General features: G+C 59.3%; 19 protein-coding genes and 2 pseudogenes. 8 read left to right on the forward strand and 13 right to left on the reverse strand.

Annotated features, from left to right (window positions below; translation table 11 throughout):
• From puuE to FXB38_RS24245, 3 genes are all read right to left on the reverse strand, one after another.
• A complete protein-coding gene (gene puuE / locus FXB38_RS24235) occupies positions 1-936 on the reverse strand; it encodes an allantoinase PuuE (protein ID WP_148753473.1) in 936 nt (311 codons plus the stop codon).
• Positions 937-1350 (reverse strand): DUF3830 family protein, encoded by a 414-nt coding sequence (locus FXB38_RS24240; RefSeq protein ID WP_027531871.1) that lies wholly within the window; start codon positions 1348-1350, stop codon positions 937-939.
• A 90-nt stretch (positions 1351-1440) separates the two neighbouring features.
• Positions 1441-1719, reverse strand: a complete 279-nt coding sequence (locus tag FXB38_RS24245) for a hypothetical protein (RefSeq protein ID WP_187435119.1) — start codon at positions 1717-1719, stop codon at positions 1441-1443.
• A gap of 250 nt (positions 1720-1969) precedes the next feature.
• Between FXB38_RS24245 and FXB38_RS43005 the strand changes: the two genes are divergently transcribed.
• The 3 genes from FXB38_RS43005 to FXB38_RS24265 all read left to right on the forward strand — a co-directional run bounded on the left by FXB38_RS43005 (position 1970) and on the right by FXB38_RS24265 (position 4910).
• The gene (locus FXB38_RS43005) at positions 1970-2188 is read left to right on the forward strand and encodes a hypothetical protein (protein WP_187435114.1); all 219 of its coding nucleotides are present in this window, start codon (positions 1970-1972) and stop codon (positions 2186-2188) included.
• Between the two features lie 525 nt (positions 2189-2713).
• Positions 2714-3547, forward strand: a complete 834-nt coding sequence (locus tag FXB38_RS24260) for a retroviral-like aspartic protease family protein (RefSeq protein ID WP_148753475.1) — start codon at positions 2714-2716, stop codon at positions 3545-3547.
• Between the two features lie 325 nt (positions 3548-3872).
• The gene (locus FXB38_RS24265) at positions 3873-4910 is read left to right on the forward strand and encodes an AbiJ-NTD4 domain-containing protein (RefSeq protein WP_148753476.1); all 1038 of its coding nucleotides are present in this window, start codon (positions 3873-3875) and stop codon (positions 4908-4910) included.
• 9 nt (positions 4911-4919) lie between these two features.
• Here FXB38_RS24265 and FXB38_RS24270 read toward each other — a convergent pair whose 3' ends face one another.
• The 3 genes from FXB38_RS24270 to FXB38_RS44640 are packed head-to-tail and all read right to left on the reverse strand — an operon-like array spanning position 4920 to position 6773.
• Positions 4920-5636 carry a hypothetical protein gene (locus FXB38_RS24270; RefSeq protein ID WP_148753477.1) on the reverse strand — a complete coding sequence of 239 codons (717 nt, stop codon included), beginning with the start codon at positions 5634-5636 and terminating at the stop codon, positions 4920-4922.
• A gap of 53 nt (positions 5637-5689) precedes the next feature.
• Positions 5690-6634 (reverse strand): hypothetical protein, encoded by a 945-nt coding sequence (locus FXB38_RS24275; RefSeq protein ID WP_148753478.1) that lies wholly within the window; start codon positions 6632-6634, stop codon positions 5690-5692.
• A 16-nt stretch (positions 6635-6650) separates the two neighbouring features.
• A complete protein-coding gene (locus FXB38_RS44640; protein WP_283812761.1) occupies positions 6651-6773 on the reverse strand; it encodes a hypothetical protein in 123 nt (40 codons plus the stop codon).
• Here FXB38_RS44640 and FXB38_RS24280 point away from each other — a divergent pair.
• Positions 6762-7283, forward strand: coding sequence for a tyrosine-type recombinase/integrase (locus tag FXB38_RS24280; RefSeq protein ID WP_347340240.1), 522 nt, complete (start codon positions 6762-6764; stop codon positions 7281-7283). The two genes, FXB38_RS44640 and FXB38_RS24280, sit on opposite strands and share 12 nt — an antisense overlap.
• Positions 7284-7666: 383 nt before the next feature.
• Positions 7667-8014 (forward strand): annotated as a pseudogene (locus FXB38_RS24285) (lipocalin-like domain-containing protein); the annotation flags it as partial.
• Positions 8015-8493: 479 nt separating this feature from the next.
• On the opposite strand, the gene FXB38_RS43965 reads toward FXB38_RS24285, so the two are convergent.
• From FXB38_RS43965 to FXB38_RS24310, 4 genes and pseudogenes are all read right to left on the reverse strand, one after another.
• Entirely contained in the window at positions 8494-8703 is a 210-nt protein-coding gene (locus FXB38_RS43965; protein WP_148753481.1) for a GDCCVxC domain-containing (seleno)protein, read from the reverse strand.
• A 333-nt stretch (positions 8704-9036) separates the two neighbouring features.
• Positions 9037-9231, reverse strand: coding sequence for a hypothetical protein (locus tag FXB38_RS24300; protein WP_148753482.1), 195 nt, complete (start codon positions 9229-9231; stop codon positions 9037-9039).
• A gap of 178 nt (positions 9232-9409) precedes the next feature.
• A pseudogene (locus FXB38_RS43970) lies at positions 9410-9674 on the reverse strand (hypothetical protein).
• 177 nt (positions 9675-9851) lie between these two features.
• Positions 9852-10172 carry a potassium channel family protein gene (locus FXB38_RS24310; protein ID WP_246230094.1) on the reverse strand — a complete coding sequence of 107 codons (321 nt, stop codon included), beginning with the start codon at positions 10170-10172 and terminating at the stop codon, positions 9852-9854.
• Between the two features lie 146 nt (positions 10173-10318).
• Here FXB38_RS24310 and FXB38_RS44890 point away from each other — a divergent pair, with 146 nt between their 5' ends.
• Positions 10319-10702, forward strand: a complete 384-nt coding sequence (locus FXB38_RS44890; protein ID WP_187435115.1) for a hypothetical protein — start codon at positions 10319-10321, stop codon at positions 10700-10702.
• A 469-nt stretch (positions 10703-11171) separates the two neighbouring features.
• Here the strand turns inward: FXB38_RS44890 and FXB38_RS24320 are convergent, their stop codons facing one another.
• Genes FXB38_RS24320 through FXB38_RS24330 form a run of 3 tightly spaced genes read right to left on the reverse strand, consistent with a single transcriptional unit; the run spans position 11172 to position 13485 of the window.
• A complete protein-coding gene (locus tag FXB38_RS24320; RefSeq protein ID WP_187435116.1) occupies positions 11172-12026 on the reverse strand; it encodes an SDR family oxidoreductase in 855 nt (284 codons plus the stop codon).
• A gap of 28 nt (positions 12027-12054) precedes the next feature.
• Positions 12055-12663, reverse strand: a complete 609-nt coding sequence (wrbA, locus tag FXB38_RS24325; RefSeq protein WP_148753485.1) for an NAD(P)H:quinone oxidoreductase — start codon at positions 12661-12663, stop codon at positions 12055-12057.
• A 36-nt stretch (positions 12664-12699) separates the two neighbouring features.
• Positions 12700-13485 (reverse strand): isochorismatase family protein, encoded by a 786-nt coding sequence (locus FXB38_RS24330; protein ID WP_148753486.1) that lies wholly within the window; start codon positions 13483-13485, stop codon positions 12700-12702.
• Positions 13486-13761: 276 nt separating this feature from the next.
• Here FXB38_RS24330 and FXB38_RS24335 point away from each other — a divergent pair, with 276 nt between their 5' ends.
• Entirely contained in the window at positions 13762-14427 is a 666-nt protein-coding gene (locus FXB38_RS24335) for a CoA pyrophosphatase (RefSeq protein ID WP_148753487.1), read from the forward strand.
• Positions 14428-14561: 134 nt separating this feature from the next.
• Complete coding sequence (locus FXB38_RS24340) at positions 14562-16355, forward strand: monovalent cation:proton antiporter-2 (CPA2) family protein (protein ID WP_187435117.1); 1794 nt, start codon at positions 14562-14564, stop codon at positions 16353-16355.
• Positions 16356-16516: the final 161 nt, after the last annotated feature.

Below are 16516 nucleotides of genomic sequence, written 5' to 3' on the forward strand. Positions count from 1 at the left end.
CTACCCGATCTCGAACGCGTCGGTGGCAAGATGCGCAAGCTTGTCGTGCCAATGCTGCGCGATCTGCAGTCGCGTCGGCACCCAGACGCGCTCGTGCTTGCCGATGTAGTCGAGGAAGCGGATCAGGCCCGCGGCGCGACCGGGCCGGCCGGCGAGACGGCAGTGCAGCCCCACCGACATCATCTTCGGCGCGGTCTCGCCTTCGGCATAGAGCACGTCGAAGGCATCCTTCAGATAGGTATAGAACTGCTCGCCCTCGGCAAAGCCCTGCGGATTGATGAAGCGCATGTCGTTGGCGTCTAACGTATAGGGAATGATGAGCTGCTTGCCCGTCGCGCCCTTGATCCAATAGGGCAGATCGTCGGCATAGGAATCGCAGAGATAGAGGAAGCCGCCCTCCTCCATCAGCAGACGGTTGGTGTTGATCGAGGAGCGCCCGGTGTACCAACCGAGCGGCCGCGAACCGGTCGCCTCGGTATGGACGCGGATCGACTCGGCAATCTCGGCGCGCTCCTGCGCTTGCGTCATGTCCTTGTGCTCGATCCATTTCAGGCTGTGGCTCGCGATATCCCAGTCGGACTCCTTCATCGCGGCGACGATTTCCGGATTGCGCTTCAGCGCGGTGGCGACACCGAACACGGTGGTCGGCCATTTGCGCTCGTTGAATATCCGCCACAGCCGCCAGAAGCCGGCGCGCGAGCCATATTCGAACATGGATTCGATATTGGCATGACGCTGGCCGGGCCAGGGCTGCGCGCCCAGCACGTCGGACAGGAACGCTTCCGACGCGCGGTCACCGTGCAAAATGTTGTTCTCGCCGCCTTCCTCGAAATTGACGACGAACTGCACCGCGACCCGCGCGTTGCCGGGCCATTGCGGATGCGGCGGATTGCGGCCGTAACCGCGGAGATCGCGCGGGTAGCGGGCGTCGGTCACTCAGACTTCCTCGAAGCGGATCGGCAGTGCGCCCTTCCACAGCACGCTCTTGCCCAGCGTCGCGAGATTCTCGAGGCCCGAGGTTACCGTGATGAAGTGGTTGCCGGCGAGCTGGCCCATCTTGCTGGCGAAATGCACGCCGCCATAGGCCATCAGGATTTCGGTCTCGCTGATGCCGCCGGGATAGAGGATGATCTGGCCGGGCGCGGGATAGCTGGTGTGGTTCTCGTAGCCGACGCCGAAGTCGAGATCGCCGAGCGGCATCCAGACGCCTTCGCCGCTCCAGCGCACATGGATGATATGGCTCTCGAACGGCAGCGCCTTGCGGAACGCCGCGACGGTCTTGGGCGCCGCCTGCTCCTCGAAGCGGGCGTCGAAGGTGAAATCGCCGGCGCGGATAACGAGTTTGCTCATCTCATCTCTCTGGATCGGGGACGGTGGCCCCACGGGGAACTTGCAAGCAAAGAGCATTCCAGCGAGCTTCGCGCAAGTGGCGCTCGCTCCTCACCTGCGGTCGTAAGACCAGCCGAACAGACCGCTCCGCCGCACCTCAGGCTCGGACTCGGCAGCCGGTGCGGGCGCCTCCTTCAGTTCCGCCTGCGGCGGGGGCGGAGGCGGCGCCGGCAGGTTCTCGCACTTCATGGAATAGACCAGCTTGCCGTCCGCGGTGCGTCCGATCGGCGCGCAGGGGTCGGGACGCGCCGCCGAGGTTTTGGGAGCAGGTTTCACCTGCGCCACAGCCGGCGAGGCGATCAAAAGCAGGACCAGCAGATATTTCGACATCGTTGTCGCGCCTGAAACCTTCATTGGCCCTATTCAACGGGATTGCGCCGGTCAAGTCCATCGGGCCCGGCCGGGCGATTGCCGAATATTTAGCCGGGACCAAAAAAGTTGCTCGCCCCATCGTGAGGCCGCGTTGCCGATCGTGAAGCCGGCGACGGTGACACTCGGCCGGACGCATCGCCATGTGAGCGTCAACGACGCGCAGATGAGATCGTCCTCAGTCGGAAGCGTCGTCACGGGAGAAACAACCATGCAGAAGACTCTTGCCATTCTTGGCGCTACGCTGATAACCGCCATCACCATCCAGACCGCCGCGGCGAGCGACCGTCATCACGCCCGCAAGCCCCAGCCTGCTCCCATCACCCAATCGGTCCGCGACTCCAACGCCGCCGTGTGGCCATCGCAGCCGACCGTCCCCGACTGGTCGCGCTACGCCAACGGCGCAATGTCGGCGCCTGCGGGCAGGTGATGTTGGGAGGGTAGAGCGCGGTTGCTCCAACCTCGTCCTTGCGAGCGCAGCGAGGCAATCCAGAGTCTTTCCGCGGGACAGACTGGATTGCTTCGCTGCGCTCGCAATGACGGAGCAAGGGGCGGCATTGCCATCCTCCAATGCATGTTCCAACTCGCAGACACACCTTCGCATTCTCGCGGCTGATTTCGCCCGAGCTTTGCCTGGTCACTCCACCCTCTTGTCCAAGAGGGCGCAGGGAAGGCCGGGTGCTGACCTCGCACCCACGGTCCGCTGTGCGCAAGTAGCGCAAGGAAAAATGCACAGCGGCATACAGGTGAAGCCGAACACACGGCCTTCCCTGCGCAGGGAAGAATTTCGTGACAAAAACCGTTGTTAGATCAATGCCATGCGACTCTTGTGTTTACATTTGTGTCGCGATCCGGTGACGGACCAGCCTGCGAAAAATCATATGAATTTCTATAGAGCGGTGTGGATGACCGTGGAGACTGGCGCCGGGCGTGATCGTCGAGCTACGATCTAGGCATGGCGAATCCCACGACCAAAATGATCCTACTCACACTGCTAGCGCCCGTGCTGCTGGTGCGCGCAGCCTCGGCGCAGAGCAATTCAAACTGCTTCGCTGTTGGGATGCCGCCTAGGGATATAATTTCGGCCTGCGACCAAGTGATCGCCAATGACCAAGGACACGCACAAGCTCATATTTCGCGGGGGCTGGCTTGGTACGGGCTACGGGATTACGACCATGCGATCAGCGATTTTAGCCTAGCCATCGGCATTGATCCAAAATACGTCAGAACATTTTATTATCGAGGACTCGCTTTTGAAAAGAAGGGCAAACTGCAAGATGCCCTCGCGGATTTTCGATACTTCGCACAACTCGATCCGTCGTATCCTGATGCACAAAGCGCGATCAAGCGCGTAACAGCAGCTCCGACGAACGTCGCCCGCAAATCTGGTGTAACGGCTGCCGGGCTGGAACATATCAGCATGGAGCAAAGCGGCGGCGTCTACGTCGTGCCAGTTCGTTTCAATGACATCATCACGTTGCCCGCCGTAGTTGATAGCGGCGCGAGCGACGTAAGTATTCCTGCTGACATTGTTTCAACCTTGATACGCACCAAAACTATTACGAACGAGGATTTTTTGGGCGAACAAATCTATGTTCTCGCCGACGGCTCAAAAGTACCGTCTCATCGGTTTCGCATTCGGTCTCTGAAAGTCGGAAATAAAACCGTCGAGAACGTAGTTGGAAGCGTTGCCTCGGCGAATGCGACAATTCTGTTGGGTCAAAGTTTTCTGAGCAAGTTAAAATCGTGGTCAGTGGATAACGATCAGCATACTTTGATCCTGAGGTAACCAGTTAACTCGCAGGACCAGAAACGACGTCGTGACGATCTCCCGTCAAGATCACCTTCGGCGAGATGCGCGAGTCCGGCGTTCGCGATCTTGATCCCAGGACGAGGCGCGCTTCAAGGCGGCGTGGGAGACCTTCAAGGCCAAGCACACACCGGAGACGCTGGCGGCTACCTATGCCGAGATGAACCACGCCAACCGGCCGGACCGGTTTCTGCGGTGAACAGCACCCGTGAATAACCGGGACAAGCCTCCCAATCCTCGCGTTGCTACCCGGCGTTGTGTCACCGTAGACGCTGCGATTCGCAAGCAGACTACGGAAAATACGATGTTAACAGATATCTTCGCCCGCCGTTACCCAGAACCCCTTATGTGGGAGACGTTTTACGATGAGCAGCGCCGCCTTCTCGTACAGGGCTGGCAGCTCTTGAACGACGTTTGCCCGTACTATGTTGACGGCAAAGAGGACAAGCACGGGAAAGATTTCTGGACGCGGATACACGGCTTGCTTGCGAGAGAGCTCGGCCTGACGGAGCTTTCTCCGTCATACACAGGGTTCTATAACAAACAAGATCAATGGCAGGGCGTCCACCACACCACGGTGCAAATGTGCGAGAAGTGGATGCTTGTGCCGTTCGATGGCAAAGTATCGGCAGACCGTTTTGTCAAAGAGCGCCTCAGCCTTGTCGAAATCGGCTTCCGTCAGCACGAGAATTTCGTAGCGGGACTGAACGCCAAACTTGCAGATAATATCTTGATAGCCGAATCGTTTGATCAGCGAGGCGAACGCAAAGGCCTTCGGGTGCCCGGCAACAGTGCCGATGGGGTTCGAGCGACAAACCTCACCTTGAACGCTAAGTTACAGACGGCAGTGACCGAGCTGAATACTCGCTTCCGCCAAGCGGACTGCCAGCTGCATTACCACAATGGCTTTATCCAAATCTCCGAAGATCAAAAGGTCGCACAGGAGATTGAGACCCCCTTTTGGAAGCTTGTGGCGCAGCCGAAGTGGCACAACGTCGATCACGACATGAAGGAAGCGATTGATCTTCGCGATACGAGAGGTCGCGACCCGGCCCTCTACGCAGCAAAATCGCTAGAAAGCGCTATCAAGATCATCTCGGACGAGAAGCAGCTGACCAGAGGTAACGAGAACGGTGCCGCAAACTATATCGATAACTTGAGGGGCGCGAAACTGATTGAGGTCTGGGAGATGGAAGCGCTGAAGCACTTCTTTTCCAAGGTGCGCAATCCGATCAACCACGGCCCCGGCGCTGCGCCCATGCCGGGCCTCACCGATCACCAGACCAGCTGGGCTATTGAGAACGCCATGATTTGGATCAAGAGTCTCATTCGCAGGATGTAGCGTAGAGTCCTACGGTTCGTCGGCGGCTTTGTAAGTCGGCCTTGTCAGCCCGTACTTTATGGCCCACGCCGCGTTGACGATGCTGGTGGAATTCTTCTCATCCTCAAGTGAGCGGCCGAATGCGGTATCGATTGTATAGACCATGCCGCCCCGATCTTTTTTGCTGAGAATGAGATGATGTAGGTTGCCATCCGGGCTTAGCCGTCCCTCATCGACTAGCGCGAGGAAAAGCGCCTGCGACATCTTGAACATGGTTTTGTCTATTTGTTCGATTTGAGCGGTGAGTTCTGGCGCGCGAGCGGTCATTGCGCCGTAGTTCACCCCGGCTACCGGACCACTCAGCATTGCCTTCGCCATTTGGTTCATCTCTTGCAGAGCCGCGCTACGCTCCTTGTGGAACGACTGAAGCAAGTCCCTGAACTCTCCCCATTGATTATCCAGCTTGATCATGCCTAAGCGATCTACGCTCTCTTGCATTTCGAATAGCGTGCGCGTTCCAGCCCTTATCGATGTCGTCAATTTTCCGGCCGCTGAACCGTCCTCGGCAAACTCCTTTTTTGCAGTTTCCTGCAATCTGTAGAGGACTTCCATTTCTCGAATGAACTCTCGAACGAGAGCGACGCGTGCAGTCTTCTCGCTGACCACCGGTGACGGTTCACTGTATGCTGTCGCCGTGAAGATCACGCAGAGTACGGCCGCAAGCCCTAGTGACAGCTTAGATTTCATTTGTCCCCTCCAAAAAAATGCCATTCGCCCCGTCCACGTCTATGAATGCAGCACTAGTTAAAATCAACATACTGCCGCATGAAGGCGAGACAGGGCTCGCGAAGCAGCAACACCCGTCCTCCAGCCAGCGATTTGCAATCGCTTATTTCTTTGTCGGTCAGGCCATACGCCGTGCCACAGAAGGCATGAGGCGTGAGCGCGTCAAGCTTGATTCTCTGCACGTTCCTAGCTCCGAAGCCGAAGCCTAACAGGTAAACTCGACGCGCCTGCGTCAGCATCACCTGAGCCATGGCGAACTCGATGTCACGTCCATCCAACGTATGATCTTCGTGAACGACCTTGATTTCGTTGATCAAGATCTTCATCTTCCGGACGTCAATTTGGTTGTCGCCGAAATCAATCGGGCTTTTTGTTCCTTCCCATGGCAGATGCCCCAATTTTCCGTGCAGGTGCACCACGCTGATCTTCTTCGCAATGGCAGCAGTTTCGTCGTCAGAACGGCCAAATGAATTCTTTAGGCTGGTAAAGAAGAAATGCTCGACGCACCGGTCGTAGTTGAAAGTGACAAACGCGACCTTGTTGTCCGCGAACTCTTCCAAGGTGTTGCCGATCATTTGAGAATACAAATAGGTGAGCCAATTCTCCTTCTCTTGCCAGAGCCGCTCATGCACCTCTGCGTGCAGCAGCTCGATACCCATCATGGCTTTCCCTATTTCCATAAACTCTGGACGGCGCTCCAAAAATGCATCGACTGACAACAAGCCCGAGTAACGTAGAGCGCCGATAAATCTGTCAATATCGGTTCGCCCAAACGAAGTTGTGTTGGTTAGATGAACCGTATGCCCGCCGGTGTCATTGGCGTACCGGTCTAAGATTTGGCTCTTTAGCTCCGATCCGAGCGGCAAGCCATAAGGATAGCTTGCTCCGGCCCCAAGCAGAAAAACAGTCGGCGTTGTAATCACAGTGCCCCCCAAAAATGAAAGGTTCACATTGCGCATGTCGCCGAGCCGCTCGTCAACCGTCGCCCATCAAAAACTTATCGGCGACCCGGCTAAACGCCGGATGCGTCCGGTCCTTGACCTTGATCCAGTTCGGTGACCGGCCGGCGCGATACCAGCTGTCGCGATGCTTGGACATCCGCGTTTCGACATACCTCTCAAGCGGGTCAAGAAGCGGCGGGTGATCCAGCAGCCGCTGTCCGATCTGGCGGTTGAAATCATCAAGGAGGCGCTGGCGTCCGCTGACCAGCAGTTTGTGTTCGAAAGCCCGATGTACAAGCGCCAGCCGATCCACCGCAAAGCAATGGCCGACGCCCTGCGCAGCACCAAGCACGAGACGAACAAGAACAAGACCAAGACCGCCGGCCTTTGTGAATTGTTGGGCCTCAGGCCGTTCACGCCCCACGACCTCCGCCGGACGGCAGCGACCCTGGCAGGTGATCTCGGCTTCGACGACGCTGCCATCGCCAAATGCCTTGACCACGCCGTGACGAAGAAGGGCGACACCGTCGTGCCGACTGTCACGGGCAAGGTCTACAACCACTCCAAGCGCATGAAGGAGAAGCGCGCTGTGTTGGAGGGCGGCGCTGCCGAGCTGCGGCGGATCGTCGAAGCGCCTCTCGCCAAGGTCCCCGAGCTCTCGGCCTGATCGCTCCGGAACGATGCACCGTCCACAATCACGGCCAGCTGATCGGCCCGATCCGCGAGCGCGCACCCGGCATCTGGATGTGTCCTGGATCGTGACCTTGTCCGGTGCGCCGTTCGGTGCCGCCAAGTCTCACCCCAAACTGCAATGTATTTTTTCAGTTTGGTCGTAGCGCCTAGCTCGTATAACATCACCGAAACCAGGACAAAGGAGGCTCGGATGGACCGGCGAACTTTCCTTGTTTCTTCGGTCGAAGTTCTGGCTACCAGTTCCTCCGCGACAGCAGATCAGCTTTCGCTTCGCTCTCAACTAATCGGGATTTGGTCGCTTACTGAAGCAGTAACAGTGAAAAGGGGAACGAGGCTGTTCCTTGGTTTGGTCGGCATCCGCCAATCACCGGCATCGTTATTTATAGCGAAAACGGCTGGATGAGCGTGCAAATAGCAGGCGCACCTGCGGGTGCCATTTCGCGCGCTGATTTCTATAAGCTCTCCGCCGCAGATCGCGCGGTTTGGTTTGATGAATACTACGCCTACTATGGCACGTTTGAGGTCGACGAAGTGGCACACGTCCTCACACACCACGTTGTTAGTTCTCTCCTCCCGTACGAGACGGCGACCATTCTAAAGCGCGACGTCTCTATTGATGGAGACAAGTTGTCGCTACTGACCCCGGCTCGGGAAGACGGTGGCAAAACAACCTTCAACCGGCTGGTTTGGAAGAAGGCGACCTGAGCCCAGGCGATACAATTCAATGGACAGAATCCGCGCTTGGTCACAAGCGGCCGTTCCGATCCCGGCCGCTTACTTCCGCTTAGGCAGCGCGAGCGGACATCACCAGCGCTCGTCGGGAGGGCTGAGATGGTGCCAAAGGAAGACGGTTTATCAGTGAGGCCGCCTACCCAGGCGGCCTCTTTTGGGCGTTCAGCTCTCCGGCTGCTCCACCTCAGGCGCTTGGGGGCTGGGGTCAGGCGCCTCTTCACTCTTGGCTGATAGATCAGCGGCCTTGGAAAGAAGGCCTGCCGCAACGTCTGGATTGGTCGTCGCCTTGGCAAACTTCAACAGCGTTGCCGCTTGGTCCACGAGATACTTCTTCCCAGTCACTGTGAGTCCTCGTCACTCAAACGTACCGTGCGACGACTCTTGCGGAGGTATTTCGTTCCGGGAACTGTTCAAAAAGATACACAAGAAGCGGCTTCGAGCGGAGCCGAACCTCAACTACAACAGCCACCTTTGCCGTTCGCTTGGATCGGCGGACAAGGCGCATCGCCATAAGAGCAGAACACGCAGCAATCGCCAGCCAGGGGCTTCAACCGAGTTCCGCAGCCCGTGCAGTCATAGAAGAACTGGCAGGCGTCGGTCGGCATGATCTCCGTCGCTTGGTGTTGGCAGCTCGGGCAGGTGATCGTGGATGCAATCTGCATCCTAACTTGATAGCGAGCCCTACCAGCCTTCGCAACGTGTCCCGCCCGATACGGAGTGGCCTGCAATACCACCCGCGACGGCTGGATGTAGTGCCTTACTTCCCCTCCGCGATGAAAAGCGGCCCCGGCCGGGGGGCTTCCGGGGCCGCCATTCCAACCGGGACGGTAATCGGCGGTAGCCCGTCCGGGCCGATTCAAGTTCTCTGGGATTCAACGTTCCAAGACGCGAGGGTTTATTGCATCGTCAGCAAAATCAGCCCGCCGATCATGACCAGAAACCCGGTAACCGTTGACACCGCGAAACCATACTCCACTTTGTCCATGATGCTCTCCTCATCCGCCGACGATAAATTGCGCCGTGTTGGGACAGCCGTCGCCAACATTGGTGAATCGATCCCCGCCGGGAGCGCTAAATCGTGTTGGTTTTGCAGAAGAACTTGCTTCGCCGGAGATAATCCAGCCGAGATACAAGAACGTGGCGCGCAGCCTCAGCGGCTTGGCCAGCCGATTGGCGATGCTGGTATCCAATTAAACCGAGAGATCAGTTTAAGGCCGCTGGCGAGCTGCCGGATCACGCCGCGCAAGCTGTCGATATATTCCTGAACAACCTGGCGGGCCTCGATCATGTCGCGGCGAGAGATCATCCTCGCGCTGGAAGTCGGCGCCGTCCTCGCCAAAGTGCGGGGCGTGCGCCGCAAGCAAGAGCCTACCGCCGCACCCCAACGCGATTGACGCCGCCATTCATGTTACCACCAGCGTTGTGCCGGACCGCAGCGCGCGCGACCGGGCGAGGTCTGAGCACGACGCCGGCCCGGGCAACGCACCCTCCGGGATAGCCAACATAGGTGCAGTAGATAACCGCGTTGGCCGGCGCTGGAGTGAGCGCGAGACCGGCAAGCCCCAACAGCACGCTGGCAAACAATCCCGCTGGCTGCCGCTGACTTGATCGATAGACGCTTTCTCGCATGCATGGCGGATCTCCCTCTTCGCGCTTGTGGTATGCCGCTTCAATGACAGCTGCACATAGCCTGACCGCCACAAGTTCGCTTGAGCTTGACGTAGATCAACCGATTAGGTGTTTAGCGGCGCGGGAAACCACAGGACGGGAATGCGGAGCGCGCCTCGGTGCGGCTCCAGCGGGCTGCGGCTCAGGTAATAGAGGTCGACCGGCGCGCTGGGCCGGTGCTGCTTAATTCGAGGGTAACAAGCCTCGCCAGAAGGGTCGCCGGATAAAGTTGGCCGATCACGCTTTCAATGTTGCAAAGACTTCGTGCTAGCGGATGCACGGGAACGATGTCGCCGTAGCCGGTCGATGTCAGTGTGACAAAGCTCATGTAAAAAAGCGATGCGGCGACTGACTGATCGTCCTGGAAAGCTATTCCCTTGATTGCATCGGGAGCCGCCAGCCCTACAAACAGGAAGAGCGTAGCAAAGCCGCATCCGGGGAATTCATAGAGAGGTGCTGCCATGCTTCGCTATATTCTCGCGGCACTCGCCGCAGCCATTCTGCTCACCGCAAACTTGATCCCTGATGATGCCTATGCGCGCGGCGGTCGCGGCGGAGGTGGCGGCTTCCGCGGTGGCGGCATGCACGCTGCAGGCGCGGGAAGGTACCATGGCGGCGGCGGTCGCTATGCAGGACGTGCGCACCCCTCACATCCCATCGCTGGCCGCCCAGGTCGTCCCGGAGATGGATACGCCGGTCGTCCGGGCTACCCGGTGGCAGGCCGAGGTTACTATCGCGGATATGGCAGGGCAGCAGTGGGAGCCACAGCGGTTGGTGCGGCGGCCTATGGCGCTTATGGTGCTTACAACAACTGCTACGATGCGTACGGCAACTGGATCTGTTCCAATCAGTATCAGTATTGAAGCGCGCCGAGCCCATGCCGACGGCAGTTGGCTGGCGCTCCGTGACGCTGTGGCGCTCACCGACCAGACGACGAACACGGGCGGCAGAGTCCCACAGCTGCGTTTCGCGATCGGCATCGCTCGCCATTAAAGGCAAGTTCTTCAGCATCAGCGCCAAGTCGCCGTCCGAGATTGCAAAGCGCGCCGCATCGACCGGAGCCGCGAGCGGCGCGGTCCTGACGCGCCGCAGGAGCCAAGCGCGGAAGTCACGCCGGTTAAGCCGCAGTGCTGCCGGCAGGAACGCCTCCGCAAACCGCTGGCGCTGGTCATCGTCGAGCCTTGCCCAACCCCGGCCTCAACCAGATCAATGCGCTGCCGCATCTCGCGAGAACCTTCGTTCAAATCAGCAAACGAAAGCACGAAGACAAAAAACCGAAATATTCTCAAGGCCCGGGGTCGCGCGGTCCCCACGGAGGGTAACATGCCCCGAGGGACCCGGCGACCGGTCGCGGAGGGCCGCGAAGCCGATCACAATAAGAAATCAGGGAGGCGACGCGTCCTACTCAATGTCCGCTATGGCCCGATAGCGACCAAGTACCGCAGCGCAGCGGTACAGCGCGTTAACCGCGGAAGACTGAAGCGTTCTCTTGAACGAACTCGGCAACGGTTCGTGGCGGCCTGCCAGTGAGTTCAGCGACGGTGTTGGTGATCGTTACTGTTTTTCCGCCCGCACGCTGATAGGCACCGATAGCGAGAACGCTTTCGATCACGGCTGGTGGAACGCCTTCCCGAATGCGGCGCGCCCGAGCTTGCTCTGGAGTTTCATCGACAAATCGCAGCTTCTTGCCAATTGTGGCGCCGATGATCTCCGATGCTTCCCGATAGGAAATCGCTTCACTTCCGGTAACCACATATGTTTTGCCGAAATGCCCAGGCTGAGTGAGGGTGACAAAGGCGACCGCGGCTACGTCACGCGGGTCGACATAAGGGATTTTGCCGTCACCGGAAGGCGAGTAGATGGTGCCTTCCTTGATGACGTATTCGGCCTGCGCAACAAGGTTCGTCATAAAATGGTGGGGCTGGAGCATCGTCCAGGCCATCCTCGAGTCTTCCAGCTCCTTCTCGATCTGGTAGTGCCACTGCCCGATCGGGGCCTTGGAGTGGTCCGTTGCAGCGAATGCCGAAACCTTCACGACATGCTCAACGCCCGCCGTGCGTGCCGCCACAATGGCGTTGTGCTGCAACTCCACCATGTCTTCGTAATAGTGCGTGAGAAGGAATAAGGATTTGGCATCTTCGAAAGCAGTTGCCAAGGTTTCCGGTCGCGCCAAATCGCCGACGACCCATGTGATGCCCGGCAGATTCTGCGTCTTGTTGGGGCTGCGGGAAAGCACCCGCGCGGGGATTCCCGCCTGGGACAGCAATCGCAGAAGCTCACTTCCGATGGCCCCGGTACCGCCAGTCACGAGGATCATGGTTGCTTCCTCATCTAGAGGGCGACGTTCATTTCGCGCCACTGTGCAGTTTGTTGGCGGTCTCGGCGATGACACGTCCCTGATAACGCGCGCCAGCGAGTTCGTTCTCGCTCGGCTGACGGCTGCCGTCACCTCCGGCAATGGTGGTCGCGCCATAGGGCGAGCCACCGGTCACTTCGTCCAGCTTCATCTGGCCCTGAAAGCCGTAATTGAGGCCGACGACGGTCATGCCGAAATGCAGCAGGTTGGTGATGATCGAGAACAGCGTCGTCTCCTGGCCGCCATGTTGGGTCGCGGTCGAGGCGAAAGCGCCGCCGACCTTGCCGTGCAGCGCCCCCTTCATCCAGAGGCCGCCGGCCTGATCCAAAAAATTCGCCATCTGCGATGACATGCGGCCGAAGCGCGTGCCGGTGCCGACAATGATGGCGTCGTAGTTGGCAAGCTCCTCGATCTTCGCGACCGGAGCGGGCTGATCGAGCTTGTAGTGCGATGCCTTCGCCACCTCCGGCGGAACCAGTTCGGGTACCCTTTTGATGTCCACGGTCGCGCCGGCTTCGCGCGCGCCCTCGGCGACAGCGTTGGCCATTTGTTCGATGTGCCCATAGGCCGAATAGTAGAGAACAAGAACTTTCGTCATGGCTCGATCTCCGCTTAAGGCAAGGTTAGCACCCGCCTATTTGCTGGCCGGCACCTGCCCGACCGTCTGCTTCGCGGCTTCCTGAGCCTTTTGATAGCTCTCGATGACGGCAGCGTAGTTGGGTGCAACTAGTGCGTAGAGCTTTCCGAGTTCTGCGGCTTCCGGACGGTTCCATGTGCGATGTGTTTCAGACAGCACGGCATTTGTGGAAGTCGGGATCACGCCGGCCTGAATGAAACGGGCGACTGTCGTTCGCGACGCCATCTCACTCGGATCGCCCGAGGCATCAATCACCGCATAGACCTTGAACCCCGCTGCTTTTGCATCCAGCGCCGGGAACATCACGCAGACGCTGGTCCACACTCCGGCCATTATCAAGGTCTTCTTGCCAGTCGCACGCACAGCCTTGACGAAATCCTCGTTGTCCCACGCATTCACCTCTCCTTTGCGCGGGACGTACACTGCATGCGGCGCGAATTGGTGGATTTCCGACATCAACGGCCCGTTCGGCCCATTTGGCTCAGAGGCTGTGGTGATAACTGGAATCTTCAGAAGCGTAGCAAGCTTGGCGAGCATGACGGTGTTCGACCGCAACTCAGCGACACTGATATCCTTTACGGTCTGGAAAAGACCGGTCTGATGATCCAACAACAAGATTACCGTATCTGATGAATCGAGAAGCGCGGCGCCGCCGCCAGTGGGCAGCACGCTGGCGGTCTGGGCCGGGCTCGTTTGAGCCACAACCTGCGAAGCAGGCGACAACACGCCTAATGTGAGGAACGCGGCGAGTGCGCAATGAGTGAACCTGGATACGATCGACATGGCGGCTTCCCTTTGTGAACGCGCCGGAGCGCGCAGCCCGAGCCGCGTGGCTGACCGATATTGATGCTCGATCGCAGTTGCCGCGGGGACTCACAGGAACGAGAAGAGTTGCGTAGCGGGTTGATTACCGAGGATCACAGCAGTGCCCTACGCAGCCTGAGAGCGTGAGCTGTCCGGTTGAAGCTCAATTGATCTATGTCAACGGATCAAGGCGTGGCCAACACACGCTAAGGGGCATAAAGCCCCTACCAAGAACACTCGACGATGTGAAGCGTCATGCCAGGCAGCGAAGTCCCCACGAGCCGCCCGCGGTCTACGACGCAGTTCTTTGCGCTTGCAAAATCGGTCCTTTCTCTCGATGTGCCGGAAGCACTCACCAATCTCCAAATTATTCCCCGTCTTGATGACCCCGATCCGGCTGTGATCGCAGCAATTACTGAAGTGCGCACAATCCGGACGGCTGCGGTTCTCGTGCCGATCGTTGACCACCCGGAACCAACAGTGCTGTTCACCGAGCGTCCCTCACACCTAAGGGATCATGCCGGACAAATTGCTTTCCCGGGAGGGAAGATCGAGGCGCTGGATTTGACCCCGGTCGGAGCCGCGCTGCGAGAGGTGGAAGAAGAGGTCGGGCTGGACAAACGCTTTATTGAGCCGATCGGTTACCTCGATGTGCATGTAACCCCGAGCGGCTTTCGCATTTTGCCTGTCTTGGCCCGAGTGCGCGAAGGTTTCTCGCTCCGTATCGAAAGCGGTGAAGTGGCTGCTGCCTTCGAGTTGCCGCTCGCATTCTTGATGGCTCCGCAGAACTACAGACGAGAAACAGCGCAATGGAACGCATTGCCCACGAGTGTCTACAGCATTTCATTCAATGGCCGAAGAATATGGGGTGTTACGGCGAGCATACTCCGCAATCTTTGGGAGCGGACGTACGCGGGCTAATCGTCCGGCGGGCCCCATAAAGCTGGGCGGTGGCCGCATCGCCGCCCGCATCATCGGCCCCGTGAGCGTGTTGGAGTATTTTGCAGCGATTGTGTACCGGCCGCTACCGAATACGGCTCAACCCGGATCTCCCGATGGATTCTCACTCAACCCAAATCGGCCTCATCGGACTTCCTCTGGTGCTGCTTGGCGCAGCCGTCGTCAGCGTGCCGATCGCGCGCGTCGGGCGACTCTCGCCAATCATCGCCTATCTGGTGGCGGGTGTCGCGATCGGGCCCTATGGCCTCAAGTTGATAGCTACGCCCGATCTCATCCTGACCGTTGCCGAACTCGGGGTGGTGATGCTGCTATTCCTTATCGGGCTAGAGCTGGAATTCTCACGGCTACTCGCAATACGACGCGACATTCTCGGCCTTGGCATCGCCCAACTCCTGCTTACGACGGCTGCAATCGGGGCACTCGCGCTCCTGACCGGTCTGTTCGACTGGCGCGACGCACTGGTCGCAGGCCTCGCGCTCGCACTCTCGGCGACTGCGATCGCGCTGCGCATCCTCGGGGAGCGGGGCCATTTGCAGCAGGTTTATGGCCAGCGAGCCTTCGCGATCCTGCTGTCCCAAGACATGTCTTTCGTGCCGCTCCTGGCACTCGTGCCGCTACTTGCCGGGCCCGGCGCGGCACATACCGAGCTGAGCCTCGCCGAGGCGGCTGGCGGAGCAGCGCTGATCGGCGGCGCGATGGCCGCGCTCGTCCTCGCCGGCCGATATCTGCTCAATCCTTTCTTTCGCCTGCTCGCTGGGACTGGTGCGCGCGAGGTGATGACTGCGGCGGCGCTGCTGGTCGTGCTCGGCGCCGCAATGTTGATGCTGGCGGTTGGCATGTCGATGGCGCTTGGCGCATTTCTCGCAGGAGTGTTGCTCGCCGAATCCAACTATCGCCATCAGCTCGAAGCAGACATCGAGCCTTTCCGCGGCCTGCTGCTGGCACTCTTCTTCATGGGCGTCGGCATGACGATCGATATGACGGTCGTGTGGGCGAACCTATGGTTGGTCATCGGTGCCGGATTCGTCATCACCTTGCTCAAGGCCGGCGTGGTGTGGACGCTGTTCCGCGTTTCCTGTACCCAGTCGGGCGATGCGCTCCGCGCAGGCTCCGTTCTCACGGGAGCGGGTGAACTCGCCTTCGTATTGCTGCCTCTCGGCGTTTCCCTTGGAATCCTGAGCACCACGCAGGGTAGCTTGCTGTCCGCGATCGCCGCGATCACGCTGCTGATGGCGCCTCCGTTTGCGACGGTGACCGAACTGCTGGTGCGCCAGTTCGCCCGGCGCGATCAGCGCGCAGCCGATGACTTCGAGGGCGCGAGCGGCTCCGTGCTGGTGGTCGGCTTCGGCCGTTTTGGGCAAATCGTGTCGCAATATCTGCTGGCCGAGGATATCAACGTTACCGTCATCGACGCCAATCCCGAGATGATCCAGGTCGCCGGTCGCTTTGGTTTCAAGGTCTATTATGGGGACGGCACCCGGCTCGACGTGCTGCGCGCGGCCGGTCTCGGGCAAGCGCGACTGATCGCGATCTGCACCGAGGAGGAGGAGCCGACAAACCGTATCGTCGACCTGACGCGGGCCGAGTTCCAACTGCTCGCCAAGGATGTCGACTTCGAGCTGCGCGAGACCTTCGAATCCGCGATGCGCTTCGGGCGCGAGACTCTGGAGGCGATCGGCATCGACGCAGACCGCGCCGCGATCGTGGAAGCTTTCATCCGAGCCCGCGACCTCGACCGCCTCGTCGTGCAGCAGGCGGAAGGGATATATGGTGGACTCGACATGATGCGCACGAGACCGACGCCGGCACCGCTGAGCAAGGTGCAACACGAGGCGCGCGCGTTGAACCCGGAGGCTGGGGGGCTGCTCGCGGACGAGAAGGAGGGCTGAGGGAGCGCAATCAGCTAGTCTCGAACGCAGTCGTCTCAACCGCCACTTTCGCTTGATCTGGATCAAGCCAACTCGATCCGCCGCCGTCTTGAATGAGTCGGCATCCGGAGATCTGCGATGGGACTGCTTGTCGACGGTGTCTAGCCCAACTTTCTCAACTC

This window comes from Bradyrhizobium cytisi (genome assembly GCF_008123515.1).
In the GTDB taxonomy this organism is placed as follows: Bacteria; Pseudomonadota; Alphaproteobacteria; order Rhizobiales; family Xanthobacteraceae; genus Bradyrhizobium; species Bradyrhizobium cytisi.